Origin of the sequence: Nonomuraea sp. NPDC059007 (genome assembly GCF_042740555.1) — a bacterium.
In the GTDB taxonomy this organism is placed as follows: Bacteria; Actinomycetota; Actinomycetes; order Streptosporangiales; family Streptosporangiaceae; genus Nonomuraea.
Window position 1 is genome coordinate 46,536 of record NZ_JBHYJD010000007.1, and the last position, 25,794, is coordinate 72,329.

General features: G+C 70.5%; 25 protein-coding genes and 3 pseudogenes. 11 read left to right on the plus strand and 17 right to left on the minus strand.

The features are described from left to right. Positions 1–67: 67 nt before the first annotated feature. From ACFWY5_RS13350 to ACFWY5_RS13375, 6 genes and pseudogenes are all read right to left on the minus strand, one after another. Complete coding sequence (locus ACFWY5_RS13350) at positions 68–1,072, minus strand: 2Fe-2S iron-sulfur cluster-binding protein (RefSeq protein ID WP_379609717.1); 1,005 nt, start codon at positions 1,070–1,072, stop codon at positions 68–70. A gap of 1 nt (position 1,073) precedes the next feature. Further along, positions 1,074–1,601 (minus strand): 1,2-phenylacetyl-CoA epoxidase subunit PaaD, encoded by a 528-nt coding sequence (gene paaD, locus ACFWY5_RS13355; protein WP_379609716.1) that lies wholly within the window; start codon positions 1,599–1,601, stop codon positions 1,074–1,076. Continuing rightward, positions 1,595–2,332 carry a 1,2-phenylacetyl-CoA epoxidase subunit PaaC gene (gene paaC, locus ACFWY5_RS13360; protein ID WP_379631951.1) on the minus strand — a complete coding sequence of 246 codons (738 nt, stop codon included), beginning with the start codon at positions 2,330–2,332 and terminating at the stop codon, positions 1,595–1,597. Before paaC ends, paaD begins: the two co-directional genes overlap by 7 nt. Then, complete coding sequence (gene paaB, locus ACFWY5_RS13365; RefSeq protein WP_379609714.1) at positions 2,329–2,598, minus strand: 1,2-phenylacetyl-CoA epoxidase subunit PaaB; 270 nt, start codon at positions 2,596–2,598, stop codon at positions 2,329–2,331. Before paaB ends, paaC begins: the two co-directional genes overlap by 4 nt. Before the next feature lie 410 nt (positions 2,599–3,008). After that, positions 3,009–3,908 (minus strand): annotated as a pseudogene (gene paaA / locus ACFWY5_RS13370) (1,2-phenylacetyl-CoA epoxidase subunit PaaA); the annotation flags it as partial. After that, positions 3,905–4,510 (minus strand): annotated as a pseudogene (locus ACFWY5_RS13375) (3-hydroxyacyl-CoA dehydrogenase family protein); the annotation flags it as partial. The pseudogenes ACFWY5_RS13375 and paaA, both read right to left, overlap by 4 nt. Before the next feature lie 106 nt (positions 4,511–4,616). Between ACFWY5_RS13375 and ACFWY5_RS13380 the strand changes: the two are divergent. Further along, a complete protein-coding gene (locus ACFWY5_RS13380; protein ID WP_379632244.1) occupies positions 4,617–4,850 on the plus strand; it encodes a hypothetical protein in 234 nt (77 codons plus the stop codon). Between the two features lie 53 nt (positions 4,851–4,903). Here the strand turns inward: ACFWY5_RS13380 and ACFWY5_RS13385 are convergent. The 3 genes and pseudogenes from ACFWY5_RS13385 to paaN all read right to left on the minus strand — a co-directional run. Next, positions 4,904–5,041, minus strand: a pseudogene (locus ACFWY5_RS13385) (3-hydroxyacyl-CoA dehydrogenase NAD-binding domain-containing protein); the annotation flags it as partial. Further along, a complete protein-coding gene (locus tag ACFWY5_RS13390) occupies positions 5,038–5,781 on the minus strand; it encodes an enoyl-CoA hydratase/isomerase family protein (RefSeq protein WP_379631953.1) in 744 nt (247 codons plus the stop codon). The pseudogene ACFWY5_RS13385 and the gene ACFWY5_RS13390, both read right to left, overlap by 4 nt. A gap of 369 nt (positions 5,782–6,150) precedes the next feature. Further along, a complete protein-coding gene (paaN, locus tag ACFWY5_RS13395) occupies positions 6,151–7,797 on the minus strand; it encodes a phenylacetic acid degradation protein PaaN (RefSeq protein WP_379631955.1) in 1,647 nt (548 codons plus the stop codon). Between the two features lie 97 nt (positions 7,798–7,894). Here paaN and paaI point away from each other — a divergent pair, with 97 nt between their 5' ends. The 3 genes from paaI to ACFWY5_RS13410 all read left to right on the plus strand — a co-directional run bounded on the left by paaI (position 7,895) and on the right by ACFWY5_RS13410 (position 10,262). After that, complete coding sequence (gene paaI / locus ACFWY5_RS13400; RefSeq protein WP_379609746.1) at positions 7,895–8,263, plus strand: hydroxyphenylacetyl-CoA thioesterase PaaI; 369 nt, start codon at positions 7,895–7,897, stop codon at positions 8,261–8,263. A gap of 98 nt (positions 8,264–8,361) precedes the next feature. Beyond that, positions 8,362–9,663, plus strand: coding sequence for a phenylacetate--CoA ligase PaaK (paaK, locus tag ACFWY5_RS13405; RefSeq protein ID WP_379632238.1), 1,302 nt, complete (start codon positions 8,362–8,364; stop codon positions 9,661–9,663). 8 nt (positions 9,664–9,671) lie between these two features. Further along, on the plus strand, positions 9,672–10,262 hold the full coding sequence (locus ACFWY5_RS13410; RefSeq protein ID WP_379609711.1) for a TetR/AcrR family transcriptional regulator: 591 nt from the start codon (positions 9,672–9,674) through the stop codon (positions 10,260–10,262). 7 nt (positions 10,263–10,269) lie between these two features. Here ACFWY5_RS13410 and ACFWY5_RS13415 read toward each other — a convergent pair whose 3' ends face one another. The 4 genes from ACFWY5_RS13415 to ACFWY5_RS13430 form a co-directional block, all read right to left on the minus strand. Beyond that, on the minus strand, positions 10,270–11,052 hold the full coding sequence (locus ACFWY5_RS13415; RefSeq protein WP_379631957.1) for a hypothetical protein: 783 nt from the start codon (positions 11,050–11,052) through the stop codon (positions 10,270–10,272). 12 nt (positions 11,053–11,064) lie between these two features. Then, positions 11,065–11,364: a DUF4193 domain-containing protein gene (locus ACFWY5_RS13420; RefSeq protein ID WP_090929286.1), complete on the minus strand. Its 300-nt coding sequence runs from the start codon at positions 11,362–11,364 to the stop codon at positions 11,065–11,067. A gap of 287 nt (positions 11,365–11,651) precedes the next feature. Next, positions 11,652–12,935, minus strand: a complete 1,284-nt coding sequence (locus ACFWY5_RS13425; RefSeq protein ID WP_379609709.1) for a sensor histidine kinase — start codon at positions 12,933–12,935, stop codon at positions 11,652–11,654. Then, entirely contained in the window at positions 12,932–13,585 is a 654-nt protein-coding gene (locus tag ACFWY5_RS13430; protein WP_184971867.1) for a response regulator transcription factor, read from the minus strand. Before ACFWY5_RS13430 ends, ACFWY5_RS13425 begins: the two co-directional genes overlap by 4 nt. A 211-nt stretch (positions 13,586–13,796) precedes the next feature. Here ACFWY5_RS13430 and ACFWY5_RS13435 point away from each other — a divergent pair, with 211 nt between their 5' ends. Next, complete coding sequence (locus tag ACFWY5_RS13435; RefSeq protein WP_184971869.1) at positions 13,797–13,961, plus strand: hypothetical protein; 165 nt, start codon at positions 13,797–13,799, stop codon at positions 13,959–13,961. A 61-nt stretch (positions 13,962–14,022) separates the two neighbouring features. Here ACFWY5_RS13435 and ACFWY5_RS13440 read toward each other — a convergent pair whose 3' ends face one another. Further along, entirely contained in the window at positions 14,023–14,823 is an 801-nt protein-coding gene (locus tag ACFWY5_RS13440) for an inositol monophosphatase family protein (RefSeq protein WP_379631959.1), read from the minus strand. Beyond that, on the minus strand, positions 14,820–16,796 hold the full coding sequence (locus ACFWY5_RS13445) for a prolyl oligopeptidase family serine peptidase (RefSeq protein ID WP_379631961.1): 1,977 nt from the start codon (positions 16,794–16,796) through the stop codon (positions 14,820–14,822). The genes ACFWY5_RS13440 and ACFWY5_RS13445 overlap by 4 nt, the downstream gene beginning before the upstream one ends. Before the next feature lie 39 nt (positions 16,797–16,835). Here ACFWY5_RS13445 and ACFWY5_RS13450 point away from each other — a divergent pair, with 39 nt between their 5' ends. Further along, positions 16,836–17,747 (plus strand): ferrochelatase, encoded by a 912-nt coding sequence (locus ACFWY5_RS13450; protein ID WP_379609706.1) that lies wholly within the window; start codon positions 16,836–16,838, stop codon positions 17,745–17,747. Here the strand turns inward: ACFWY5_RS13450 and ACFWY5_RS13455 are convergent. Then, entirely contained in the window at positions 17,738–18,895 is a 1,158-nt protein-coding gene (locus tag ACFWY5_RS13455; protein ID WP_379631963.1) for a lytic murein transglycosylase, read from the minus strand. The two genes, ACFWY5_RS13450 and ACFWY5_RS13455, sit on opposite strands and share 10 nt — an antisense overlap. A gap of 78 nt (positions 18,896–18,973) precedes the next feature. Here ACFWY5_RS13455 and ACFWY5_RS13460 point away from each other — a divergent pair, with 78 nt between their 5' ends. The 4 genes from ACFWY5_RS13460 to ACFWY5_RS13475 are packed head-to-tail and all read left to right on the plus strand — an operon-like array spanning position 18,974 to position 23,551. Next, positions 18,974–20,176 (plus strand): MFS transporter, encoded by a 1,203-nt coding sequence (locus ACFWY5_RS13460; protein ID WP_379631965.1) that lies wholly within the window; start codon positions 18,974–18,976, stop codon positions 20,174–20,176. A gap of 56 nt (positions 20,177–20,232) precedes the next feature. After that, entirely contained in the window at positions 20,233–20,943 is a 711-nt protein-coding gene (locus tag ACFWY5_RS13465) for a polysaccharide deacetylase family protein (protein ID WP_184971880.1), read from the plus strand. A gap of 45 nt (positions 20,944–20,988) precedes the next feature. After that, positions 20,989–22,266: a D-arabinono-1,4-lactone oxidase gene (locus ACFWY5_RS13470; RefSeq protein WP_379609703.1), complete on the plus strand. Its 1,278-nt coding sequence runs from the start codon at positions 20,989–20,991 to the stop codon at positions 22,264–22,266. 55 nt (positions 22,267–22,321) lie between these two features. Then, positions 22,322–23,551, plus strand: coding sequence for a sensor histidine kinase (locus tag ACFWY5_RS13475; RefSeq protein ID WP_379609702.1), 1,230 nt, complete (start codon positions 22,322–22,324; stop codon positions 23,549–23,551). 40 nt (positions 23,552–23,591) lie between these two features. Here ACFWY5_RS13475 and ACFWY5_RS13480 read toward each other — a convergent pair whose 3' ends face one another. Next, positions 23,592–24,404 (minus strand): hypothetical protein, encoded by an 813-nt coding sequence (locus tag ACFWY5_RS13480; RefSeq protein WP_379631966.1) that lies wholly within the window; start codon positions 24,402–24,404, stop codon positions 23,592–23,594. A gap of 113 nt (positions 24,405–24,517) precedes the next feature. On the opposite strand from ACFWY5_RS13480, the gene ACFWY5_RS13485 reads away from it, so the two are divergent. Then, entirely contained in the window at positions 24,518–25,651 is a 1,134-nt protein-coding gene (locus tag ACFWY5_RS13485) for a S8 family serine peptidase (RefSeq protein WP_379631968.1), read from the plus strand. Positions 25,652–25,794 lie beyond the last annotated feature (143 nt).

A 25,794-nucleotide genomic window follows, 5' to 3' on the forward strand; every position in this document is an offset into this window, starting at 1 on the left:
TTTCCGCTCCCCCGCTCCCCCGCTCCCCCGTTTTCCGCTTTTTCGGGTTTTCGGGTTTTTCGCCTTTTCAGGCGTCGAAGTCCGCTGTGACGTGCTCGGTGACGGGGTGGCTCTGGCAGGCCAGCCGGTATCCGGCCGCCAGTTCTCCGGGCTCCAGCGCGTAGTTCTGGTCCATCGTGACCTCCCCCCTGCTCACCCTCACGCGGCAGGTGCCGCAGACGCCGCCCCTGCACGCGTAGGGCGCGTCCGCGCGCACCCTCAGCGCGGCGCCGAGCAGGCTCTCGTCGTCGCGCAGGTTCACGCGCGTGGTGCGGCCGTCGAGCGTGAAGTCGAAAACCGCCCCATCCGGTACGGCATGCGCCCTCGCGACCGGCTCCCCCGCGTAGAACAGCTCGTAGTGGACCCGTCCGCCTACCAGCATCCCCCTGACCGTTTCGACCAGGCCGATAGGGCCGCACAGGTAGTACTCGTCGGCCTCGCCCAGCAGGGGCAGCAGGGTGCGCATCTTGTCCGCGTCGATGCGGCCGCTGGCGATCGGCGCCTCCTGGGGCTCCTGGCTGAGGACGTGGAGGAGGTTGAGCCGGCTGCCGTAGACGTCCTTCAGGTCGGCCAGTTCCTCGGCGAACATGACCTCCCTGGCGGTTCTGTTGCCGTACACGAGGGTGAAGCGGCTGAGTGGCTCGACCTCCAGCGTGGTCGTCAGCAGGGAGATGACGGGGGTGATGCCGGATCCGGCGGCGATGGCCAGATGATGCCGCGATTTTTCCGGATATAGCGGGGTGGTGAACCGGCCGAGTGGCGGCATCGCCTCCACCATGTCGCCCGGCTTGAGCATGGAGTTGGCCCACTCGGAGAACGCCCCGCCCGGGAGCCGCTTGACCCCGATCCTGAGGGGGCCGCCGGCCGGGGAGCAGATGGAGTAGCTGCGCCGTACCTCCAGGCCGTCGAGGAAGACGCGCACGGTGAGATGCTGCCCCTGCACGAACGGCAGCCGCTCCTCGAACGTCACCGCCACCGCGTCGTCGGTCAGCCGGTCCACGGCCGCGACCGTGAGGGGCCGGAAGCGGCTCACGTCAGATCTCCTTGAAGTGGTCGAACGGCTCCAGGCACACGCGGCACGTGTAGAGCGCCTTGCAGGCGGTCGAGCCGTACCGGCTGACCAGGCGCGTCTCCGGCGACCCGCACCGGGGACACCGCGCGCTCAACTCCAGCGCGACCGCCCCCCACTCGCTCAGCTCCAGCGCGACCGCTCCCCTCTCGCTCAGCTCCAGCGCGACCGTCCCCCGGCCGCGCAGGCGGCCCGGCGGCGAGATCCCGTGCTCCCGCAGCTTCTCCCTGCCCTCGTCGGTGATCCAGTCCGTGCTCCAGGGCGGCGACAGCACCGTCGTGACCACCGCGCCGGGCAGCGCCCGGCCGATGTCCTCGCGGATGGCGTCCATGGCCGGGCAGCCCGAGTACGTGGGCGTCACCACCACCTCGAACCCACCGTCCGCCCTCTGCCTGACCTCCCTGACGATGCCCAGATCACCAAGGGTGAGCACCGGCAGCTCAGGATCCGGCACCGCCGCGACCACCGCTCTGGCCTGCGCGAGCGTCACCATGTGGCGCCCTGGTGCTCGCGGTGCAGTGCCTGCATCTCGGCGAGGAGGGCGCTCAGGTGCTCGCTGTGCACACCTCTGCGCCCCCCATACCGCTGCCCAGTACCCTCCGGCACCGCCAGCCCCGCCTCATTCAGCACCGCCCCCACATACTCCGCCCAAGGCTCCCTGAGCACACTCACGCCCACACCCCAACCGCCCCCTTCACCCGCGTCTCCGGCATCCCCGGCGCCCTCGGCGCTCCCGGCGTCTTGGGTGTCTTGGGCGTCTTGGGCGAACAGCTCCCCGGTGAACGGCCAGAGCGCGTCCAGGGCGGCCGTCATGCGGCGGTGGCTCTCGTCGGTCCCCAGTCCGAGACGCCTGGTCCAGAGGGCGGCGTAGTCGCGGTGGTAGGCGATCTCCTTGACGCCCTTGGCGGCCACCCCGTCCTCGGGATGCGTGCCGTACACCTCGAACAGGAAGCTCGCGTACAGCAGGTGCCGCACCACCGTGTGCGCGAAGTCCCCGTTGGGCTGCTCCACGAGCAGGCAGTTGCGGAACTCCCCGGGCCCGCGCAGATACGCCAGCTCGTCCTCATCCCCGATCCGCGACAACAAGGAGCGGGCCTGCCCGAGAAGGTCGAGCGAGAGGTTGGCCAGAGCGACGTCCTCCTCAAGGGTGGGCGCCCGCGTCACCCACTCGGCCAGCCGCTGCGACAGCACGAGGCAGTCGTCACCGATCTCCAGGGAGTTCACAGGTGCTTCACCCCCTCGGGCAGGTCGTAGAAGGTCGGATGCCGGTACGGCTTGTCCCCCGCCGGATCGAAGAACGCGTCCTTCTCATCCGGCGACGAGGCGGTGATCTCGGCGGCCGGGACGACCCAGATGCTCACGCCCTCCTGGCGGCGGGTGTACAGATCCCTGGCATGCCGCAACGCCAACTCGGCGTCCTCGGCGTGCAGGCTCCCGGCGTGCACATGCGAAAGCCCACGCTTGGGCCGCACGAACACCTCCCACAACATCACCCCACCTCCCCAACCCCGGAACCGCTTTCCCACGGCACCGCCCCAGATCCCGCCACCCCTTCCCCCGGCACCCCACGCGCCGCCGGCTCACGGTCCGACAACCCCTGGTCTGACAACCCCTGGTCTGACAACCCGCGGTCCGACAGCCCCAGGTCTGACAACCCCCGGTCCGACGACCTGTGGGCTGACATTTCGGGATCCGACAACCCCCGGTCTGACAACCCCCGGTCTGACAACCCCCGGTCTGACAACCTGCGGTCCGACACTTCGGGGTCCGACAACCCGGGGGCTGACGGCCTAGGTGCTGACGTTTCGGGGGCTGACTCCTCGGAGGCCTCACGGTCCGGCAGCCTGGAACCTGACGCCCCAGAGGTGGATGGGCCCGAGGTGGATGGGTGGGGGCTGGAGCGGGTCGCGTAGGCGGTGGCGGCTTCGCGGACCCAGGCGCCCTCCTCGTGGGCGCGGCGGCGGTGGGACATGCGTTCGGCGTTCATGGGCCCGTCGCCCGCCAGCACGCGCTTGAACTCCGACCAGTCGATCTCGCCGTGGTCGTAGTGGCCGCGCGCGGGGTTCCAGCTCAGGTCGGGGTCGGGGAGGGTGAGGCCCAGGATCTCGGCCTGCGGTACCAGCATGTCGATGAAGCGCTGCCGCAGTTCGTCGTTGGAGTGGCGCTTGATCTTCCAGGCCATCGACTGCGCGGAATGGGTCGACTCGGTGTCCGGCGGGCCGAACATCATCAGCGACGGCCAGTACCAGCGGTCCACCGCGTCCTGGGCCATGCGCTTCTGGGCGGGCGTGCCGTGGGCGAGCGTGTAGAGGAGTTCGTAGCCCTGCCGCTGGTGGAAGCTCTCCTCCTTGCAGATCCGCACCATCGCCCGCGCGTACGGCCCGTACGAGCACCGGCACAACGGCACCTGGTTGACGATGGCGGCGCCGTCCACGAGCCACCCGATCGCGCCCATGTCCGCCCAGGTGGGGGTCGGATAGTTGAAGATCGAGGAGTAGCGCTGGCGGCCCTCGTGGAGTGCGTCGAGCAGTTCGTCGCGGTGGACGCCGAGCGTCTCGGCGGCGCTGTAGAGGTAGAGCCCGTGCCCCGCCTCGTCCTGAACCTTGGCCAGCAGGATCGCCTTGCGCTTGAGCGAGGGCGCCCGGGTGATCCAGCTGCCTTCCGGCTGCATGCCGATGATCTCGGAGTGCGCGTGCTGGGCGATCTGCCGGATCAGCGTCTTGCGGTAGGCGTCGGGCATGTCGTCGCGTGGTTCGATGCGCTCGTCCGCGTCGATGACTTCCTGAAATATCCCGCTCATCGATCCTCCTCCCACGTATAGAACCCTTTCCCCGACTTACGCCCCAGTTCCCCCGCGGCGACCTTCTCCCGCAGAATCCGGGGCGGCTCGAACCGTTCGCCGAGCTTCCGGTGCAGGTACTCGGCGATGGCCAGCCGCACATCCAGCCCCACGAGGTCCCCGAGCTTGATCGGCCCCATCGGGTGCCGGTAGCCGAGTTCCATGGCGGTGTCGATGTCCTCGGGCGAGGCGACGCCCTCCTCGACCATCCGCATGGCCTCCAGCCCCAGCAGCACCCCCAGCCGACTGGACGCGAACCCCGGCGAGTCGTTGACCACCACCCCCGTCTTCCCGATCAGCTCCACCCACCGTTGCGCCCGCCCGAGCACCTCACCCGGAGTACCGGGCGTCACAACGATCTCGACCAGCTTCTGCACCGGCACAGGGTTGAAGAAGTGCAGCCCGATCAGCCGCTCGGGCCGATCAAGCCCCGCCGCCAGCTCACCGATCGACAGCGAACTCGTATTGCTCGCCAGTACGGCCCGCTCCCCCGCCCGCGCCTCCGCCTCGGCCAGAACCTCGACCTTGAGCTTGGGATCCTCCGGCACCGCCTCGATCACCAGATCCACACCACGCGGCACCGGCCCCATCACCAGCCGACCCAACGCCTCCCCCGCACTGACCCCACCACCCCCAGAGCCGACAACCCCCGGACCGACAGACCCAGGGATGACAGGTCCCGGGCCGACCGACCCTGAGCTGACCGACCCTGAGCTGACCGACCCTGAGCTGACCGACCCTGAGCTGACCGACCCTGAGCTGACCGACCCCGGGATGTCCGCCCCCGGGCTGACAGACCCGGGGCTGACAGACCCCGGACCGACGGAGCCAGGGGTGACAGACCTCGGGTTGACCGAGGCGGGGTTGGCGGGCTGGGGGCTGGGTGGTGTGGTGGTGGGTTGACCGGTGGATTTGGATGCGGCTATGGCCAGGCCCTTGGCTATGCGGGCATAGGCGGCTTCGGATTCGGGTTCTTGGACGGTTACCTCGGCTCCGGCCGTAAGGAAGACCTGGGCTATGCCGGCGCCCATCCGGCCGCCGCCGATGACGGCCACCCGCAGGCGGCGGGGTTCCTCTGGGGGTGCGTCGGTCATCTGTTGTCCTTCCTGTTCCGGTCCAGGAATTTCCGCATGCGGGCATGCTTGTCGGGGTCGTCGAACAGCACGGCCTGGGCCAGGTGGTCGGTGACCGGGTGGGCGGCAGGCGGGGCGTCCAGGACGAGCTTGGTCAGGCGGAGTGCGGCGGGTGACATCTTCACCATGCGGTCGATCAGGGCGTGGGCCGCCGCCTCCAGGGACTCTTGCTCGTGCACGGAGGCGACCAGGCGCGACGACAGCGCTTCCTGGGCGTCGATGGTGTGCCCGGCCAGCAGTACCAGCTTGGCCAGCGGCTCCCCGACCAGTTCCTTCAGCCGCCAGCACGCTCCGGCGCCGGCGATGATGCCCAGACCGGGCTCCGGGTTGCCGAACTTCGCCTGGGTACTGGCCACCCTGATGTCGCAGGCGTACGCCAGTTCCGCGCCGCCGCCCAGGGCGTAACCGTCGACCGCGGCCACCGTCGGCATCGGCAGGTGGCGGATTCGCTCGAACAGCGTGCTGTTGATGCCCTGGAGCGCCTGGTCGCGGCCGCGTTCGAGCAGTTCGGCGATGTCGGCCCCGGCGGCGAAGAACCCGTTGCCGCCGGTCAGCAGCAGTGGCCTGGGGTCGCTTTCCAGCAGGCTGCAGACCGCGTGGAGGTCGCCGACCATCTCGGCGTTGATCGCGTTGCGGGCCTCGGGCCGGTGGAGCCGCACCACGAGCCGGTCCGGCTTCTCCTCCACGAGCACGGTGTTCACCGTCGGCCCCCGGCGGCCGGGTGGCTGTCAGTCATGCGGGCTCCTCACGGTTCGCGGCACGGGCAGAGGCATCGGTCAAGGCAGCGGCGACAAGGGCAAAACCTCAGAGCGGGACGATGCGGGCCGCCGCTGTAGGACGTCAGGTGCGAGAACGGGCCCGGTGGTGGTTGCGCTGGTCGATGGTGTGCTGCGGGCGGCGGCCCCCAGGGCCTGACCGGGTGACAGCGGCCGGACCGGGTACCGAGGGCCGGACTGGGTGACAGGAGCCGGACGGGATGACAGGGGCCGGACGGGGTGCACGGAGGGCCGGAGCGGGTGGCCCGTTCCCCGGCCCGGCCCCTAGGCATCACACGGCACAAGAACGGAGTGTCAGGCCGGGCGGCGGGATTGGACGATGTGGAAGCGGCCCGCCACATACCCCGGATCGGTGAGGGAGGCCGTCGCCGCCGGGTTGGCGCCGGAGCCGTGGAAGTCGCTGAACGCCGCCGACTGGTTGACGAAGATGCCGCCGGTCAGGTTGCAGGAGAGGTTGACCCCGGCCTCCAAAGCCGCCTTCTCCGCCCGGTCCAGCACATCGGGCGAGGTCGAGTACACGGCCGCCGTCAGCGCCCCGTGCGCCGAGACGGTCTCGCCGAGCAGGTTCAGCGCCGCCTCGGTCGACTCCACCGGGATCACGAAGGAGATGGGCCCGAAGTGCTCGCTGGTGTAGACGTCGGATCGCGCGGGGTCCACGCGTACGATGACGGGCGTCCTGACGGTCGCCTCCGGGAAGGTCGGGTGCTTGAGCGCCCGCGATTCCAGGACCACCTCGCCCAGCGCGGGCGCGTTGTCGACGCGGGCCAGCACGTCGGGGTTGGCCAGCGCCCCGGTGAGCTCCACCGCGCGGGCGTCGTCGCCGAGGAGTTTGCCGACCGCGGCGGCGATCCCGGCGGCGACCTCGTCGAAGCTCTTGTGTCCTTCGTCGGTGTCGATGCCGGCGGCCGGGATGAGGATGTTCTGCGGCGCGGTGCACATCTGGCCGCTGTAGAGCGACAGGGAGAAGGCGAGGTTGCCGAGCATGCCCTTGTAGGCGTCGGTGGAGTCGAGGACGACGGTGTTGAGCCCGGCCTTCTCGGTGTGGACGAGCGCCTGGCGGGCGTTCGCCTCCAGCCAGTCGCCGTAGGTGGTGGAGCCGGTGAAGTCGACGATGCGTACGCCGGGATGGACGGCCAGGTCGGTGGCCAGGCCCACGCCCTCCTCCACGGCCAGTTGCACGAGGCCGGGGTCGAAGCCCGCCTCGGCCAGCACCTCGCGGGCGATCTGGACGGAGATGGCCAGCGGCAGGATGGCGCGCGGGTGGGGCTTGACGATGACGGGGTTGCCGGTGACGAGCGAGGCGAACAGGCCCGGGTAGGAGTTCCAGGTCGGGAAGGTGTTGCAGCCGATGACGAGCCCGATGCCCCGCGGCACGACGGTGAACTTCTTCTCCATCACCAGCGGGTCGCCCTTGGCCGGCTTCTCCCAGCGCGCCGCGGTGCCGGAGGCGGTCATGGCGGCGTAGCCGTACGCGATGGCTTCGAGCGCGCGATCCTGGGCGTGCGGGCCGCCGGCCTGGAAGGCCATGACGAACGCCTGGCCGCTGGTGTGCTGCACGGCGTTGGCGAGCTCGAAGGAGCGCTTGTTGATCCGGTTGACGATCTCGACGCAGGCGAGCGCGCGCGCCTCAGGCCCGGCATCGCGCCAGGCGGGCAGCGCCGCCTTGGCGGCGGCGATCAGGGCCGCGACGTCCGGCCGCGGGTAGGTGACGCCGAGTTCGATCCCGTACGGCGAGCGTTCCGCCCCGACCGGGTCACCGGAGGACGGCTGGTCGGTGGGGAAGGGTCTGCCCAGATAGCCCTCGAACGCTTCCTTGCCCCGCTCGGCGGCACCCTCTCCGTAGACGCGGGGGCTCGGCGACTCGGGATAGGCGCTCCAGTAGCCCCGTTCCGAGATCGCGGAGAGCGCCTGGTCCAGGGTCTCGCGGTTCTGCTCGAACATGTTGTCCCTCTCTTGACAGGGATCCGCCGGACGTGAAGTGTTTACCGAACATTCGGTCAGTTGACAAGGGAGACTTCCGTTGGAAAGCGCGCGTCGTATGCTCGCCGCCGACACGGCCTCCAAGGCACTGGGCATCGAGCTACTCGATCTGGCGGAGGGCCGGGCGACCTGCCGGATGGCGGTGACCGCGGAGATGGTCAACGGGCACGGCCTGTGCCACGGCGGATACGTCTTCCTCCTGGCCGACACCGCCTTCGCCTGCGCGTGCAACACCTACGGCCCGGTGACGGTCGCGGCCGGGGCGGAGATCACCTTCGTCTCCCCCGCCCGGGAGGGCGACGTGCTGACCGCCGCGGCGGCCGAGCGCACGCGTTACGGACGCAGCGGAATCTACGACATCACGGTGACGGGTTCCGGCGGCCGGGTGGTCGCGGAGTTCCGCGGCAGAAGCAGGGAGCTGCGGTGAAGCAGGAAGATGCGGTGAAGCGGGGAGATGTGGTGAAGCAGGGAAATGCCGTGAAGTGGGGAGATGCCGTGAAGCGGGGAGATGCCGTGAAGCGGCCCATGGACACGGCCGGAGCGCCCGCGCCGGAGGACCTCGATCCCGCGGAACGGCTTTCGCGTGACGAACTGGCCGCGTTGCAACTGGAGCGCCTGCAGTGGACGCTCAACCACGCCTACCAAAACGTCCCGTTTTATCGTCATAAATTCGACGAACAAGGCGTCCACCCCCGCGACTGCAAAGAGCTCGCCGCCCTCGCGCAATTCCCCTTCACCACCAAGCAGGACCTGCGCGACACCTACCCGTTCGGCATGTTCGCCGTCCCCCGCGAGCAGGTCGTCCGGATCCACGCCTCCAGCGGCACCACCGGCAAGCCCACCGTCGTCGGCTACACGCGCGACGACATCGACACCTGGTCCGGCGTCATGGCCCGCTCCATCCGCGCCGCCGGCGGCCGCCCCGGCCACATCGTGCACGTCGCCTACGGCTACGGCCTGTTCACCGGCGGCCTCGGGGCCCACTACGGCGCCGAGCGGCTCGGCTGCACCGTTGTGCCGGTCTCCGGCGGCATGACGCCCCGGCAGGTCCAGCTCATCAACGACTTCCGGCCCGAGGTCATCATGGTGACCCCGTCGTACATGCTGGCGCTTCTCGACGAGTTCGAGTCGCAGGGCCTCGACCCGCGCGCCAGTTCGCTCAAGGTCGGGATCTTCGGCGCCGAGCCGTGGACCGAGGAGATGCGCAAGGAGATCGAGGAGCGCTTCGACCTGCACGCGGTCGACATCTACGGCCTGTCGGAGGTGATGGGGCCCGGCGTCGCGCAGGAGTGCGTGGAGACCAAGGACGGCCTGCACGTCTGGGAGGACCACTTCTACCCGGAGACGGTCGACCCGTTCACCGGCGAGGTCGCCGAGGCGGGCGAGCTGGTCTTCACCTCGCTGACCAAGCAGGCGCTGCCGATCATCCGCTACCGCACCCATGACCTGACCAGGCTGCTGCCCGGCACCGCGCGGCCGGCGTTCCGGCGCATGGAGAAGGTGACCGGACGCACCGACGACATGATCATCCTGCGCGGCGTGAACGTCTTCCCCACCCAGATCGAGGAGATCGTGCTGCGCACGCCCGGCCTGTCGCCGCACTTCCAGGTGCACCTGACCCGGCCGGAGCGGCTGGACGTGATGACCGTCAAGGTCGAGGCCAGGCCGGGCTTCGAGGGCCGCGGGGAGGCCGCAGCCGCGCTGCGCGGGGCGGTCAAGGACACGGTCGGGGTGAGCGTCGAGGTGGAGATCGTGGAGCCGGAGACGCTGGAGCGATCCGTCGGCAAGCTCAAACGGGTCATCGACAGACGGTATAAGACGGGATAATTGACCATATGGCCACCACATCCCGTCAGCGGAAGCGCGGACACGACCCCGAGTCCGTGCTGTCCATCGCCGTGGGCGTCTTCAATGAGCGCGGCTTCGACGGGACCAGCATGGAGGACCTGGCCCGCGCGCTCGGCGTCACCAAGTCGGCCATCTACTACCACGTGCCCGGCAAGGAGCAACTCCTCGCGCGGGCGCTGGACCGGGCACTGGACGGGCTGTTCGAGGTGGTGGCCGACGAGCGGGCCGGCACCGGTCCCGCGATCGAGCGTCTCCAGTGGGTGGTACGGCAGAGCGTCCGCATCCTGGTGGACCGCCTGCCGTACGTGACACTGCTGCTGCGGGTGCGCGGCAACAGCGCGACCGAGCAGCAGGCGCTGGACCGGCGGCGCGAGTTCGACCGGTTCATCGCGCACCTGGTGAAGGAGGCGGCGGCCGACGGCCAGATCCGGCCCGACCTGGACCCGGCGCTGGTGACGCGGCTGTTGTTCGGGACGGTGAACTCCATCACCGAGTGGTACCAGCCCGGCAGGGGCGGCACGGCCGACGAACTGGCCGACGCGGTGCTGAAGATGACGTTCGACGGCCTGCGCGTCTGAACGCGGCTCAGGGGTCCAGGGCCCGCTTGCCGGGCGTCGGCAGCGCCTGCTTGCCCCGCAGGTCGTTGCGGATCGCCTCGCTCAGCCGCTTGGTGGCGGCCCGGTTGAGCGCGCCCCCGGCGACGGCGCCGGTGAGGAACGGCCCGAGCGTGGTCAGGTGCCGTCCCAGGACCTTGAGCAGCCGGTTGCGCAGCGCGGTCTTGGTGGCGGCGCCGATCGCCAGCGTCACCGTGGCCGGCGCGAAGGGGTCGATTCCGCGCTGCCTGGCCCAGGCCGCGGTGAAGGCGACGGCACGCTGGGTGCCGGTTCCCTCGACGCGGACGCCGTAGACCTCGTGCAGCTCGGCCAGAAGTTTGACTTCGACGGCGGCCACGACGATCGTCTCGGCGACCAGCTGGGCCGGCGCGGAGAGCAGGAGGGGTGGAGCGGCGAACTCGGCGGCGGCCAGTGCCCCGCCGATGGCGCCGACGGTCATGGTGGCCTTCTGGGCGGTGCGCACCAGGTCGTCGGCGAGTTGCTCACCAGTGAGGCCGTGATGGTGCTCGGAAAGTGTCTGCAGGTCCCTGATGGGGATGCGGGGCGCGATGCTGAGGAACACGTCGGCGAGCCATCGGCCTCGGCTCTCGCCGCTCTTGCGTGCCTTCCTCGCGCCTGCCGCGAGAGATTGGGCTAGTCGGCCGAGCAGCTTGCGCCGCTCGGCCGGCTCCAGCTCACCGGGTTGGGAGAGCTTGCCCACGATCTCGCCGATCTCCCTGTCGGGCTCGGCGTTCTCCTTGTCAGGTGCTGCCACGGTGCCTCCCAACTAGGCGGCGCACTCCCGGCAGACCTGCTGGCCGTTCCGCTCGGAGGCCAGCTGGCTACGGTGGTGCACCAGGAAGCAACGCGAACACGTGAACTCGTCGGCCTGGCGCGGTATCACGCGCAGGGAGAGCTCCTCGTTGGACAGGTCGGCACCGGGCAGCTCGAGCGACTCGGCGAGATCGGTCTCGTCGATGTCGATGCTGCCGGACGACTTGTCCGTGCGCCGCGCCTGGAGTTCCTGGAGGCTGTCCTCCCCCAGGTCGTCATCGGTCTTGCGCGGGCTGTCGTAGTCGGTAGCCATTGTGCTTACTCCATCCCCCTCATCTATATGTCTTCGCGCTCGTCGCGCGTGGTCTAACGTCCGGGACGTTCATCTTGTGCCCGTTCCTCGCGGGAGATTTTGCATCGGATACCCGCGAGAAGAGGTCGACGAACCTCCCAACACGTCATGACGCGCCGCCGACGGCAATGGTTAGCCAAATATGGCTAAACCCACAGCCTTGGCGTCTTGCGCCACCGTGTTCGACGGCACATCCAACCACATGTACGGCGCGAACGAGACGCCCGCGGTGGATCAACACGCCGGGATCAACGACCAGGAAGCCGAATGGTCACGACAAGTCCCCCACCATCACGTGGAACAGCGGCGACGTTTCCGCCGTGCGCCTGCACCACAGCACGGACGATCGAAAGCCCGAGTCCCGATCCCTTCGCCGAATCCACACGGTCCGCATGGAGCCTCCTGAACGGCTCGAACAGGCTGTTCACCTCGTACGCCGGGACGTGCTGCCCGGTGTTGGCCACCTGAACAACCAACGCCCCGTCCGCCATTCCCGTTCGGATCCAGACTTTTCCGTTATCGGGAAGGTTGTACTTGACCGCGTTCTCCAGCAGATTGCTCACGCACCGCTCCAGCAACACCGGATCCCCCACGGCGCCCGCCGGACTCAGTTCTGTGGTGACTGTCACACCGTGTTCCTCGGCGAAGGGCATCACCTGCTCCACCGCGGTCTGCGCCACGTCCTTGATGTCGAGCGGCTTGCGCACGGCCAGCTCGCGTTCGCTCCTGGCGAGCAGCAGCAGCCCCTCGATGAGCTTCTCGTTGCGCGCGTTGACCTCCAGGAGGGTACGGCCCAGCGCCTTCAGATCCTCCGAGGCCCCCGGGTCGCCCAGGGCGATCTCCAGGACCGTCCTGTTGATGGTGAGCGGCGTGCGCAGCTCATGGGAGGCGTTGGCCACGAAGCGCCGCTGGGTGTCGAAGGCGACGTTGAGGCGGGTGAGCATGTCGTCGAAGGTGTCGGCCATCTCCTTCAGCTCGTCGTCGGGGCCCTGCAGGGCGATGCGCTGGTGGCTGAGGTTGCCGTCGGAGAGCTTGCGGGCGGTGGCGGTCATCTTGCTGACCGGCCGCAGCGCCCGGTCGGCCACGAAGTAGCCGATGATCACGGCGAAGATGCCGACGCCGACCAGGGCCATGATGCTGCTGCGCAGCATCGCCTCCTGGATGTTCTGCCTGGTCTGGGTCTGCACCGCCCGCCACTGCGCCTCGGCGATGGTCGCCTCGATGGGCGCCACGCCCCGCAGGTTCAGGTTGGGCCACTCCGTGTCGACCGTGGAGCCGGCGATGGTGTACAGCGACATCACCACGACGGCGGCGGCGACGAAGAACATCCCGCTGTAGGCGATCGTGAGGCGCCAGCGGACGCTGACCTTGCCGGGCAGGTCCCAGAGGGACCCCTGCGGTGCCGAACCGAGGTACTCGGGAGGAGGCGGACCATCCCACGACGGCGCCCCGCTGGGCGAGGGCGCCTTCCTGCCTTCGGCCCGCTCCGAGTGCGGGCTGATCATGGGGTGGGTCGGCACCGGTTCGCTCACAGCTTGTATCCCACCCCGGGTACGGTCTCGATCACCTGCGGCTCTCCCAGCTTCTTGCGCAACGTCATCATGGTGACCCGCACGACGTTGGTGAACGGGTCGATGTTCTCGTCCCATGCCTTGTCCAGTAGGTCTTCCTGCGAGACGACGGCGCCCTCGGCCCGCATCAGCTCTTCGAGCACCGCGAACTCCTTCTTGGTGAGCACGACCTCCTTGCCGTCGCGCTCCACCAGCCGCTTGCCCGGGTCCAGCCGGATGCCTCCCCGCTCAAGGACCGGCGGCAGCGCCGGCGCGGAGCGCCGGCCCAGGGCCCGTACCCTTGCCACGAGCTCCACGAACACGAACGGCTTGGCGAGATAGTCGTCGGCGCCCAGCCCGAGCCCTTCGACCTTGTCGTCCACGTCGCCAGAGGCGGTCAGCATCAGGATGCGCGACGCGGTGCGCTGCGCCACCAGACGGCGGCACACCTCGTCCCCGTGGACGACCGGAAGGTCACGGTCGAGCACGATCACGTCATAGTCGATGTAGGAGGTACGCTCCAGCGCTCCGCCCCCGTCGTAGGCCACGTCCACGGCCATGGCCTCGCGGCGCAGCCCGGTCGCGATCGCGTCGGCGAGCACCCGCTCATCTTCGACCACCAGCACTCGCACGGTGTGCACACCTCTCTCCGGTCCCGGCTCACATTCTCCGCACACGACGATAAGCGCACGGTAAGGCATGTGTGAGCACGCGAGCCGCAAGCCGCGGCCAAATCCATGTTTCGGGAACGGAGGGTCCGGGGTATGCCGTCGGGACCACCCGCTGACGTGTGCTCGCGGGTTTTCGCGCGCTCTTTGCGACCCCCCTGAGAGAGAAGGTGAGATGGGCGAGTTCACCACTACGATCGAACGCCGCCTCGACCAGGCATATCGTGGCCTGAAGGAGGCCAAGTGCTCCGGCGACGACTACCTCGCCGACACCCTCAACGCCGAGATCGAGGACCTGCGCCGCCTGGCGGACGACCACGGGGTGCCGTTGCCTCGCTGACCACCGGAAGCACGAAACGGCCGGAGCCCCGCAGCGGGGCTCCGGCCGTTTCACGTGCGCGTCAGGCGTCCCGCTCCGGGTCCAGGGGAGCGAGCAGGCCGTGCAGGTCCTCGAACAGGCCGGGGCCCGCGCACAGCGTCAGCTCGGTGTTCGGAGCCTTGCCGCGCAGGCCGCCGATCCTGGCGCCGGACTCGGCGGCGACGAGCCCGGCCGCCGCCCAGTCCCAGTAATTGACGCCGCGCTCGTAGTAGGCGTCCACGCGGCCGGCGGCCACCGAGCACAGGTCCGTGGCGCAGGAGCCGCCCCGCCGGATGTCGCGCACCCTGGGCAGCACCGCCGCGAGCACCTCCCCCTGTACGGCCCGCCGCTCGGGCGAGTATCCGAACCCGGTGGCGACCAGCGCCCTGGACAGCGGCACGTCCCGGTTGCAGGCGAGCCGGGAGCCGCCGAGCCAGGCGCCCTCGCCGAGCGCGGCGGTGAACACCTCGCCCCTCGGCACCACGTTGACGACCCCGGCGACGATCTCGCCGTCCACCTCGACCGCGATGGACACGGCCCAGTCGGCCAGGCCGTACAGGAAGTTCACGGTGCCGTCGATGGGGTCGACGACCCAGCGCACGCCGCTGGAGCCCGGGGTGGCGCCGCCCTCCTCGCCGAGGATCATGTCGTCGGGGCGGGCGGCCAGGATGCGGGCCCTGATGAGCTCCTCCGAGGCCTTGTCCAGCGCCGTGACGACGTCGGTGGGGCTGGACTTGGTCTCGACCACCGCGGACATCGCGGGCCGCTCGGCGAGCAGCATGGCGCCCGCCTCCCTGGCGATGTCCTCGGCAAGCTTGAGGAAATCAGTCCTGAAATCAGTCATGCGACCGAGTCCGGGCGCTTCCACTCCTGGCCGAGGACGTGCTGGGCGAGGAAGGCCAGGACGGTCTCGTACCAGGCGACGGCGTTGCCGGGCTTGAGGATCCAGTGGTTCTCGTCGGGGAAGTACAGGAACTTCGACTCGACCTCGCTGCGCTGCAGGTCCCACCACAGGCGCAGGGCCTCGCCGATCGGCACCCGGTAGTCCTTGTCGCCGTGGATGACGAGCATCGGGGTGCGGATGTCCTTGAGGCCGTGGTGCGGGGAGAGCTTGGCGTAGCGCTCGGAGCCGGGCTCGCCGAACTCACGCTGCCAGTACATGGCGGCGTCGGTGGTGCCGGCGAACTGGTCGAGGTTCCACAGCGAGGCGTGGGTGACGACGGCCTTGTAGCGGTCGCTGTGGCCGGCGACCCAGCTGGCCATGTAGCCGCCGTAGGAGCCGCCCATCGCGCCGGCGCGCTCGCCGTCGACGTCGGGGCGGGCGAGGGCGACGTCCACGATCGCGTCGAGGTCGGCGAGCGTGCGCGGGCCCCAGTCGCCCCATCCGCGGTCGATCATCCGCTGGCCGTAGCCCGTGGAAAGGCACGGATCGGGCAGCAGTACGGCATAGCCGTGCTCGGCCATGATCCACGGGTTCCAGCGCCACTGCCAGTCGTTCCAGGAGGCGACGGGTCCGCCGTGGATCCAGAGCATGAACGGCGCGGGGTCGTCGGCCGAGGCGCCCTCGGGCAGCACCAGCCAGCCGCGGATGGTCGCGCCGTCGTCGGCGGTGGCGGAGATCTCGGTGAGCGTGCCCTTGACCTCGGGCCGCTCGGCCGGCGAGGGCAGGTCGGTGACCTGGCCGCCGGGCAGGTCGATGCGGGCGGGCCCGGCGGGGAAGGACACGGAGCTGCGCAGCGCGTAGACGGAGCGGCCGTCGGCGGCGGGGTTGAGCGCGAGGTAGGCGTCGTCGTCGCGGGTGAGCCGGGAGGCCGCGCCGCCGATCGGCACCAGGAACGCCGGGCGGCGGCCCTGGTGGTCGGCCACGATGTACACGGACGCGGAGTCGGGCGCCCAGGCCACGTCCGCCGGGAACAGGTCGGGGGCGTGGGTCTGGCCCTGGCCGGTGGCCAGGTCGCCGATCCACAGCTCGGTGCGGGCCGACAGGTCGAGCGCGGTGTGCCGGTCGCGGGCGGCGGCGACCTTGGTGCCGTCGGGCGAGACGGCCAGCGGGCCGGTGAAGTCCTGGCCCTCCTCGGTCACGACGGTGCGCCGCTCCCCGGTGGCCACGTCGATGGCGACCAGGTCGGTGCGCTGCTGCCCGCCGGGCAGGTACGTGGTCCAGGTGCTGACCACGGCGGCGCCGTCGGGGGTGAGGTCGAAGGAGGCGTTGACCAGCGCCCGTCCGGCGTCCGGCGTCAGGTCGCGCACCTCCGCCAGGCGGTCGCCGCTCAGCCGGCCGGCGAACAGCCGGGGGCCGCCGGGGCCGAGGTCGTGATCCCAGTAGCGGACGGGGTAGCCCTCGTGCAGGATCGCGCTGATGCCGGCGTCCTTGCGGGCCTTACGCCGCTCCTCCTCGGTGGACTCCTCGCCGGTGAGCACGTCGGCGGAGAAGACGACCACGTCGCCGGCGGTCTTGAAGGCGCCGATGCCGCCGGGCCTGTTGGCGATCTGGCGGGCCTCGCCGCCCTCGCGCGGCAGCAGCCACAGCGCCGGGACCTCCTCCTCGCCGTCCTTGACCGTCGGGTCGGGGCGGGCGGAGGTGAACAGCACGTCGCCGGCGGCGGTGAAGTCGGCCGAGCTCTCTCCCTTGGCCGAGCGGGTCAGCCGGTAGGGGGCGCCGTCGACGGGGATCGCCCAGAGCGCGGTGCCGAAGGATTTGCCGTCCGGATTGAGCGACTGGACCACCGACACCAGCCGCGAGCCGTCAGGGGACAGCTTGAGCGAGAGAACCCGAGGGATGGCCACATAGTCGCGAATGTCGTTGAATGCGCTCACCCGATCGAACCTACCTCAGCGCCCCCTAGGCTTGCCTACGTGGGAAACTACGACGCACTGCTGATCCTGTCCTTCGGCGGACCTGAAGGTCCCGGCGATGTCATGCCCTTCCTGGAGAACGTCGTGCGCGGCCGTAACGTGCCGCGCGAGCGGCTCAAGGAGGTCGCCGAGCACTACTACCACTTCGGCGGGATCAGCCCGATCAACCAGCAGAACCGCGACCTGATCGAGGCCGTGCGGCCCACGCTCGACGTGCCCGTCTACTGGGGCAACCGCAACTGGGCGCCCTACGGCGAGGACACCGTGCGCCGGATGCGCGCCGACGGCGTGCGCAGGGCGGCGGTCTTCGCCACCTCGGCCTTCGCCGGCTACTCCTCCTGCCGGCAGTACTACGAGGACATCGCGCGCATCTCGCTGCCCGGCGGGCCCGAGCTGGTCAAGCTGCCCCACTACGGCGACCACCCGGGGTTCGTGACCGCCATGGCCGACCGGGTCCGCGACGCGCTGGCCGAGCTCGGCCGGCCCGACGCCAGGCTCGTCTTCACCGCCCACAGCATCCCGCTGGCCCACGCGAAGAGCGCCTACGAGAGCGAGCTGCGGCGCAGCGCCGAGCTGGTCAACAAGGCGCTGGGCCGTACCCAAGACTGGGATCTCGTGTGGCAGTCGCGCAGCGGCCCGCCGCAGGTGCCGTGGCTGGAGCCGGACGTCTGCGACCACCTGCGCACGCTCGACGGGCCGGTGGTGCTGGCGCCGATCGGGTTCGTCTCCGACCACATGGAGGTCGTCTACGACCTCGACACCGAGGCCGTGGAGGTGGCCGCGGAGCTGGGGCTGCCGATGGCGCGGGCGGCCACGGTCGGCACCCACCCGGCGTTCGTGCGCGTGGTGGGCGAGCTGATGGCCGGTCCCGAGCCGGTGCCGTGCTCGACGGAGACGTGTCCTCAGGTGTAAGCGCGGGCGTAGGCCTCGGCGTAGCCCATGACCTTGTTCACGTAGTCCCACGAGTGGTTGTAGAACCAGATCGCCTTGCGGAGCTTCTCGCCGCCTTTGCCGGCGCCGTTGGCGCACAGGTAGTTGGCGGCGCCCGGCACCGCGTCGTACGGGCTCCAGATGTCCTTCTTGCCGTCGGCGTCGCCGTCCACGCCGTAGGCCCGCCATGTGGCGGGCATAAACTGCATCGGACCCAGCGCGCCCGCGCTCGACGGCCCGTTGTTGCGCCCGTGCCCGCTCTCGACCTGCCCGATGGCCGCCAGCACCGTCCAGGACAGCCCGGGGCAGCGGGTGGCCGCCTGCTTGTAGAGGTCGAGGTAGCTGCCCGGCCGTCCCACCGACGCCACCCGCTGTTCCTGCGGCGCCGGGGTACGGCTGCCGCCCAGCCCGATCACCTGGGCCCCCTTGCCGAGGAGCTTGGCGACCCCGGCGGTGCCCACCTTGCCCTCCTTGCCGTGCAGCAGCACGGCCACGCCCGGGGCGACGCCGAGCGCCTTGCCGGTCTCGGCGCTGACGATGCCGTCGATGCCCTTGAGCCCGAGCCCGGCCGAGGCGGCCAGCCGGAGCCTGGGGCCGCCGTCCACCTGGTAGTCCGCGCCCAGCACCATGCCGAGCCTGCGGGTGGCGGCGGTGTCGGCGACCAGTTCGCCGCGGCTCAGCGCGCTCCAGACGGCCGGCTCGTCGGCGACCGGCTTCGGGGTCCAGGCGCGGAAGTCGGCCGGGGTGACGGCCAGCACGTTCAGGCCGGTGCCGGAGATCTTGATGGCGCCCGCGTCCACGACCGCCACCTTCTGCACGTGCTTGAGCCGGCCGAGCGCGTAGCGGGCCTGCTTGGGCACGGTGGCGCGGGCGATCGCCAGCACCCTGGGCGGGGTGGGGGTGATGCCGGGGCCGCCTCTTCCGAAGTCCTTCACCTGTTCGGGGACCATCCGTTCCAGGGGTTCCGGCCTGGCCTGCGGTTCTTGGGCGCGGCGGGTCGGCTGGGGCCGGGCCGGGTCGGTGAACAGGTCGTCGCGGACGAGGAAGACCACGCCGCCGCTCGTCACGGTGACCACGGCGACCGCGGCCACGAGCAGCACCGCGGAACGGATCGAGGGAAGAGCGGACACGCGGGACACGTTACCCAAAATCAGTTGCGCTTCCGCGAGGGTCTGCAGAAGGGTGTCACGCGGCGATAGGGGGATTTTGTGGTCGGGCCGTATCGGGGACTGTTCAACGCGCCCGGAGTCAAGGGTTTCGTCCTGGCCGGATTCGTGGGGCGCTTCCCCATGTCGATGCTGGGGATCGGGATCGTCCTTCTGATCTCCGCGCTGACCGAGTCCTACGCCACAGCGGGAGCCGTCGCGGCCGTGGTCAACGTCTCCTATGCGATCGCGGCGCCGTTCTCGGGACGGCTGGCCGACCGCTTCGGCCAGAACCGGGTGATCGTCCCCTTCTCCGTCGTCAACGCGGTGGCCCTGGTCTCGCTCATCCTGAGCGCCGGGTTCCGGCTGCCCGAATGGACGCTCTACGCCTCGGGCCTGCTCGTCGGCGCGACCTCGCTCTCGCTGGGCTCGATGGTGCGCGCGCGGTGGTCGAACCTGCACGGCGGCTCGGGCAAGCTGCACACCGCCTTCGCGTTCGAGTCGGTGGCCGATGAGGTCATCTTCGTGACCGGGCCGGCGGCGGTGACGCTGCTGGCCACCTATGTCAACCCGTACGCGGGGCTGGTGGTCGCCGTGGTGGCGATGCTGGGCGGGTCGCTGGCGCTGGCGGCGCAGCGGCGTACGCAGCCGCCGATCGTGGCGGTGCGCGCCGCCGGCGGCACGCCGATCCTGATCCCGGGCGTGGCCCTGCTGTCGGCCGTGTACGTGGGCCTGGGCGCCGTGTTCGGCTCGGTCGACCTGATCACCGTGGCCTTCGCCGAGGAACACGGAGCCAAGGGGGCCGCGGGCTTCCTGCTGGCCAGCTTCGCGGGCGGTTCGATGGTCTCGGGCCTGTGGTTCGGCTCGCGGCACTGGCGTATCCCGATGCGCGGGCGCTTCGTGCGGGCGCTCGGGGTGTTCGTCGTCGGCCTGCTGCCGATCATGTTCGTGGGTGACACGCGGATCATGGCGCTGGCGCTGTTCGTCGCGGGACTGGCCATCTCGCCGACGCTCATCACGGGCTTCTCGCTGACCGAGCGCCTGGTGCCGCCCTCGCTGCTGACCGAGGGAATGGCCTGGATCTCGACCTCGATCGGCTTCGGCGTCGCGCTCGGCGCGTGGGCGGGCGGGCGGCTCACCGAGGCGTTCGGCGCCTCCAACGCCTACGCCTTCTCCCTGGCGTGCGCGCTGTTCGCGGCCCTCGTCGGGGTGTCAGGTTCGGGTTTGCTGAGGATTCCTGAAGCGCCTTCACCGGCGAAGAGCTGATCCGCTACGGTCGGGAGATCCCTCAAGCAACACCCTCAACTCACGAAAGCTCCGTAATGTCCCGACAAATTGCTTCACTTCTAGCCATCGCCGCTGTCACCGTCACTCTGGCCCCAGCGCCGGCGTCGGCCGCTCCTGAAGTCGACTGCACGCAGGTCAAATGCCTCGCGCTGACCTTCGACGACGGGCCGGGCAAGTACGCTGACAAGCTCCTCGACACCCTGAAGAAGGCCAACGCGAAGGCGACCTTCTTCCTGGAGGGCCAGTACGTCAAGACGCGGCCCGCCTTCGCCAAGCGCATGGCCAAGGAGGGCCACGAGCTCGGCAACCACAGCTACAAGCACCCCAACTTCACCGATCTCGAGCCGGGGGCCATCCGGAACGAGGTCAAGAAGACCCAGGACATCATCTACAAGACGACCGGGGTCACGCCCAAGCTGCTGCGCCCGCCGTACGGCATGGCCGACATCCAGGTGTCGGACGTGGCGGCGGAGTTCGACATGCCGATCGTGTTGTGGACGGCCGGCTCGCGTGACTGGGCCACCAAGAACGCCGACGAGATCAAGAAGCAGACCTTGGCGGTCGCCCAGCGCGACGGCATCATCCTGATGCACGACTGGGTCAAGCAGACGGTCGACGTGATGCCGAGCCTGGTCAAGCTGCTCCAAAGCCGCGGCTACACGCTGGTGACCGTTTCCACACTGCTCAAGAGCCAGAACCTTCAGCCCGGCGACATCTACCCTGTTCCCGAAGGCTGGGAGAGGTGAGTATCGTTCACGTTTAACGGAACGATCCTTTCCAGGGGGCGCGTCATGGTCTTCACCAACTGGGCCGGCAACCAGTCGGGCACCCCCGCCGAGGTGCGTACACCCGCCTCGGTAGAAGACGTGGTCAGCGCCGTCCGGGACGCCACACGCACCGGACGGCGGCTGCGCATGGTCGGAACGGGCCACTCCTTCACCGGAGTGGCCCTCACCGACGGCATCATGCTCCGCCCCACCGGTCTCACCGGCGTCAGGACGTGGGCGGAGGACCGGGTGACCGTCCTCGCCGGCACCCCGCTCAGCCACCTCAACGAACTGCTCGACCAGCGCGGCCTCGCGCTCGCCAACATGGGCGACATCACCGAGCAGACCGTCTCCGGCGCCATCCAGACCGGCACCCACGGCACCGGCCGCGACACGGGCGGCCTGGCCGACCAGGTCGTCGAGCTGGAGCTCGTGCTCGCCGACGGCTCCGTGGCCACGGTCAAGCCGGGCGAGGACCTCTTCGACGCCGCCCGGGTCGGGCTCGGCGCGCTCGGCGTCCTGACCGCGGTCACCTTCAAGGTCGAGCCCGCGTTCCTGCTGCACAACCGGCGCCGCCGTCTCCCCCTCACCGAGATCCTGTCCTCGCTCGACTCCATGACCTCGGCCAACGAGCACCTCGACTTCTTCTGGGTGCCGCACACCGACGCCTGCCTGGTCAAGACCAACAACAGGAACCCGGGGCCGGCCCGGCCGCCGAGCGCGTTCAAGCACTGGCTGGACGCGGTCTTCCTGGAGAACACGCTCTTCGGCGCGGCCTGCGCGCTCGGCGCCCGCTCCCCCGGCCTGATCCCGCGCATCAACGCCGTCAGCGCCGCCGCGCTCGGCGACTCCGAGTCCGTGGACACCTCCTACAAGATCTTCACCGCGCGGCGCGACGTGCGCTTCCTGGAGATGGAGTACGCCGTGCCGCGCGAGCACCTGGGCCAGGCACTCCGCGAGACCCGCGACCTGGTCGAGCTCATGGACTGGAAGATCACCTTCCCGGTCGAGGTGCGGGTGACGCCGCCGAGCGACGCCTGGCTGTCCACCGCGTACGGCCGCGACTCCGCCTACATCGCCTGCCACATCTACCGCCCCACCCCCAACCCCGCCTACTTCGAGGGCGTCGAGGAGATCATGACCAGGCTGGGGGGCCGCCCCCACTGGGGCAAGATGCACACCCGCGACGCCGCCTACCTCGCGACCGTCTACCCGCGCCTGCCCGACTTCGTGGCGCTGCGCGACCGCCTCGACCCCGGCCGCGTCTTCACCAACCCCTACCTGGACACCGTCCTCGGCTGAGTCGTATAGCTGGCTGGAGTGCCAGGCGGCCCGGGACGTCCATACCCTTTGAGGCATGACGCGTGACGCCCTCGAGGCTCTGGACCGCCTCGCGGGCGGGCTCGGCACCGCCGTACTCGCCCTGTTCGTCGCGATGGCGTGGTGGGTGACGCTGGTGAGCTGTCTCGCCGGCGTCGGCCTGCTGGCGCTGCCCGGCATGATCGGGCTGACCAGGTCCGTGGCCGAGCGGGAACGCGCCCGCCTGGGCCGCCGCGGCGAGCCGGTCATCTCCCCCTACGGCGAACCGGCGGAGGGCAACTGGGCCGAGCAGATGAAGGCGGCCTGGCACGATCCCTCCGTACGGCGCGACCTGGCGTGGGTGGCCGTCCACTCCACGATGGGGCTGGTGCTCGGGCTCGCCGGGCTCGCGCTGCCGATCATGGGGCTGCGCGACGTGACGTTCCCGCTGTGGTGGCACCTCCTGCCCGCGGGCGAGGTGGGCTCCTCGCTCGGCGTACGCGCGGAGACGTGGCCCGCGGTCCTGGCCGTCGGCCTGTCGGGGGTGCTCTGGCTGGGGCTGGCCATCGTGCTGGGGCCGCGGCTGGCCGTCCTGCAGAGCCTGCCCGGCCGCAGGCTGCTGTCGCCGCACGCCTCGGTGGACCTGTCCGCGCGGGTCGCGCGGCTGACCGCCACGCGGGCCGCCGCCCTGCGCGCTCATGCCGCCGAACTGCGCAGGATCGAGCGCTCGCTGCACGACGGCGCCCAGAACAGGCTGGTCGCCGTCGTCGTCACCGTCGCCGCCGCCAGGCGCGCGCTCTCCAGGAACCCCGAGGCCGCCGACCCCGCGCTCGAACGCGCCCAGACCGCCGCCGAGCAGGCCCTCGCCGAACTGCGCGGAGTCGTGCGCGGCATCCTGCCGCCGGTGCTGGAGGACAAGGGCCTGTCCGGCGCGCTGTCGGCGCTGGCCGCCGGGTCGGCCGTCCCGTGCGGCCTGAGCGTGGGCGAACTCGGGCCGCTCCCGCTGTCGGTCGAGGCCACCGCGTACTTCACCGTCGCCGAGGCCCTCACCAACGTCGCCCGCCACAGCGGCGCCACCCGGGTCGACGTCGAGGTCATCCTGTACGGCGAGGCGCTGCGGATCACCGTGGAGGACGACGGCAGGGGCGGCGCCGGCGAGGAGACCGGCGGGGGCTCGGGGCTGGCCGGGATCAGGCGGCGTGTGGAGTCGCACGACGGCGTCCTCACCCTGTCCAGCCCGGAGGGCGGTCCGACCCGGCTGCAGGTCGTCCTCCCACCGGCCTCCTGACACAGAGTTCGTCGTCAGCCGTACCGGATCGGAGGGGTTGTCAGGGGATGGGGGCGCGTTCCTGGTCGGCGGGTGCCTCGTCCGGGGGTGGGGTGGCCTCCTCCTCGGGCTGGCCGGTCTCCTCGGGCGGGTCCGTGGTCGGCTCGCCCGACGGCTCCGCCTCGCCGGTTTTGGTCGGCGTCGGCGTGGGGGTCGGCGTCCTGGTCTTGCTCGGCTTGGGTGTCGGAGTGGGCGTCGGGGTCGGCGTGGGCTCCTGTTCGTCCTGGGTGGCCGGGGTCTCGGTGGGCGGCGTGGTGTGCTCGTCCTCCCTGACCGGTCCCTTGGGTTCCTCCCTGACCGAGGCCGGGCGCTTGCCGGGCAGCTGGTCGGGGATCGCCGAGCCGCTGGCCGCCTGGTAGACGAGGATCGCGCCCATGCTGATCGCGAAGACCAGCGCGGCGGCGAACCCGAGCTTCAGCCACGGCAGCGGGCGGCGCCGTTCCGGCTTCTCCACCGCCGCCATGACCAGGGTCGCCTCCCCCGCGCCCGGCTCCGGCGGCGGCTCGTCGCGGAGGGTCGCCTGTGCCGCGGTGGCCAGTTCCCCCTCGCCGTCGCGGTGCGGCGGCACCTCCTCGCCGTCCTCGTGCTCGCGCCACGCGAGCACCGTGTGTTCCTTGACCTTCTCGCCGGTCCGCTTCAGGTAGTGCGTGTAGATCGCGCTGCCGACCGTGCTGGCCACACTGGCCACGGCCGCGCCGATCACCGTCCCCGCCACGCCGAGATACGACGCCGCCACCGCGGCGGTCACCGCGGCCAGGGCTCCACCGAGGACCTGCGGCACGCTCAGCTCGAACCTCCGCTGCTCGCCGCTCATCCTCCAGATCAGTCCCCTCTTGTCATTCGACAGGTAAAGAGCTTCCTCGTGAATAGACGCGAGTGCGTGTCCTGTTGTTCCTGTGACCTGCGTGACAGGAAGGCTCAAGGGCCGTGCCCCGCCGATTCGGACTGCCCTCCGTCTATGCCGCCGCGGCCGTGGCCACGGCCGTCACGACCGTCGCCCCGCTCGCCGTGACCGAACCCGCCTCAGGACTGTCCGCGCGGCCGGTGGTGACGGAGCCCACCCGCCCGTACATCGTGACCGCGCACACACGCGGCGACGCGCGGGACCTGGTCAGCGAGACGCGCTGGCGGGTACGCCGCTACTACACGGCCGTCCTGCCCGGATTCGCGACGTGGCTGAGCGACAGGGAGGCGGCCGAACTGCGGGCCGACGCGCGGGTACGCTCGCTCGAACCCGACCGGCAGGTCCACCCTATGGGCGGCTGGGCACTGGACCGGCTCGGCGAGCGCGAACTCCCCCTCGACGGCCGCCACCGCACCACGGCGACCGGCCGGGGCGTCACCGTCTACGTGCTCGACAGCGGCGTGGACGTCGGCCACCGCGAGTTCGGCGACCGCGCCTGGCGCGCCTTCGACGCCACCGGCGGGCGCGGCGCCGACTGCAGCGGTCACGGCACGCAGGTGGCGGGCGTCGCCGCGGGCCGCACGTACGGCGTGGCCCCGCAGGCCAGGATCGCCTCGGTGAAGGTGCTGGGCTGCGGCTTCGGTTCGATGTCGGACGTGCTGGCCGGAGCCGACTGGGTGCGCAGGCACGCGCGCGGCCCCGCCGTGGCCAACATGTCGATCGGCGCCGAGCCCTCCCCCGCGCTGGACGCCGCCGTGAGCAACCTCACCCGGGCGGGCGTCCTGGTCGTGGCCGCCGCGGGCAACTCCGGCGAGAGCGCCTGCTCGGTGTCACCGGCCCGCCGGGCGTTCGCGGTGGCGGCCAGCGACTCCGCGGACCGGCGGGCGCCGTTCTCGGGCCACGGCCCTTGTGTCGATCTTTACGCGCCGGGCGTCGACGTGCGTTCCGCCTGGCTGGAGGGGACCACGCGCGAGGAGAGCGGCACCTCGATGGCCGCCCCGCACGTGTCCGGAGTCGCCGCCCTCTACCTGGAGTCCCATCGCGGCTCCAGCCCGTCAACTCTCGCGTCTTGGCTCAAGTCCACGGCGACCCGTGGCGTGATTCGCCAGAATCCGTCGAGGACCCCTAACCTCCTGCTGCACTCCGGCGGGCTATAAAGGATGGAATCGACAAATGTGACCGGCGTCACAACGCTTGGGGAGTATCCCAGGCAGGCGATGTTCGGACATGCCGGGTACGGTGCTGGCAGGCAACCGGCACACGCGAGAGACTCAAGGGTCCGGGGGAAGAATGAGCGCGC

Coding starts and splice junctions, on each gene's coding strand:
- paaD (WP_379609716.1), bottom strand. CDS start 1,601: ATGGTGACGCTCGCGCAGGCCAGAGCGGTGGTCGCGGCGGTGCCGGAT.
- paaB (WP_379609714.1), bottom strand. CDS start 2,598: ATGTTGTGGGAGGTGTTCGTGCGGCCCAAGCGTGGGCTTTCGCATGTG.
- ACFWY5_RS13380 (WP_379632244.1), top strand. CDS start 4,617: ATGACAGGTCCCGGGCCGACCGACCCTGAGCTGACCGACCCTGAGCTG.
- paaN (WP_379631955.1), bottom strand. CDS start 7,797: ATGTTCGAGCAGAACCGCGAGACCCTGGACCAGGCGCTCTCCGCGATC.
- paaI (WP_379609746.1), top strand. CDS start 7,895: ATGCTCGCCGCCGACACGGCCTCCAAGGCACTGGGCATCGAGCTACTC.
- paaK (WP_379632238.1), top strand. CDS start 8,362: ATGGACACGGCCGGAGCGCCCGCGCCGGAGGACCTCGATCCCGCGGAA.
- ACFWY5_RS13410 (WP_379609711.1), top strand. CDS start 9,672: ATGGCCACCACATCCCGTCAGCGGAAGCGCGGACACGACCCCGAGTCC.
- ACFWY5_RS13420 (WP_090929286.1), bottom strand. CDS start 11,364: ATGGCTACCGACTACGACAGCCCGCGCAAGACCGATGACGACCTGGGG.
- ACFWY5_RS13435 (WP_184971869.1), top strand. CDS start 13,797: ATGGGCGAGTTCACCACTACGATCGAACGCCGCCTCGACCAGGCATAT.
- ACFWY5_RS13440 (WP_379631959.1), bottom strand. CDS start 14,823: ATGACTGATTTCAGGACTGATTTCCTCAAGCTTGCCGAGGACATCGCC.
- ACFWY5_RS13465 (WP_184971880.1), top strand. CDS start 20,233: ATGTCCCGACAAATTGCTTCACTTCTAGCCATCGCCGCTGTCACCGTC.
- ACFWY5_RS13470 (WP_379609703.1), top strand. CDS start 20,989: ATGGTCTTCACCAACTGGGCCGGCAACCAGTCGGGCACCCCCGCCGAG.
- ACFWY5_RS13475 (WP_379609702.1), top strand. CDS start 22,322: ATGACGCGTGACGCCCTCGAGGCTCTGGACCGCCTCGCGGGCGGGCTC.
- ACFWY5_RS13480 (WP_379631966.1), bottom strand. CDS start 24,404: ATGAGCGGCGAGCAGCGGAGGTTCGAGCTGAGCGTGCCGCAGGTCCTC.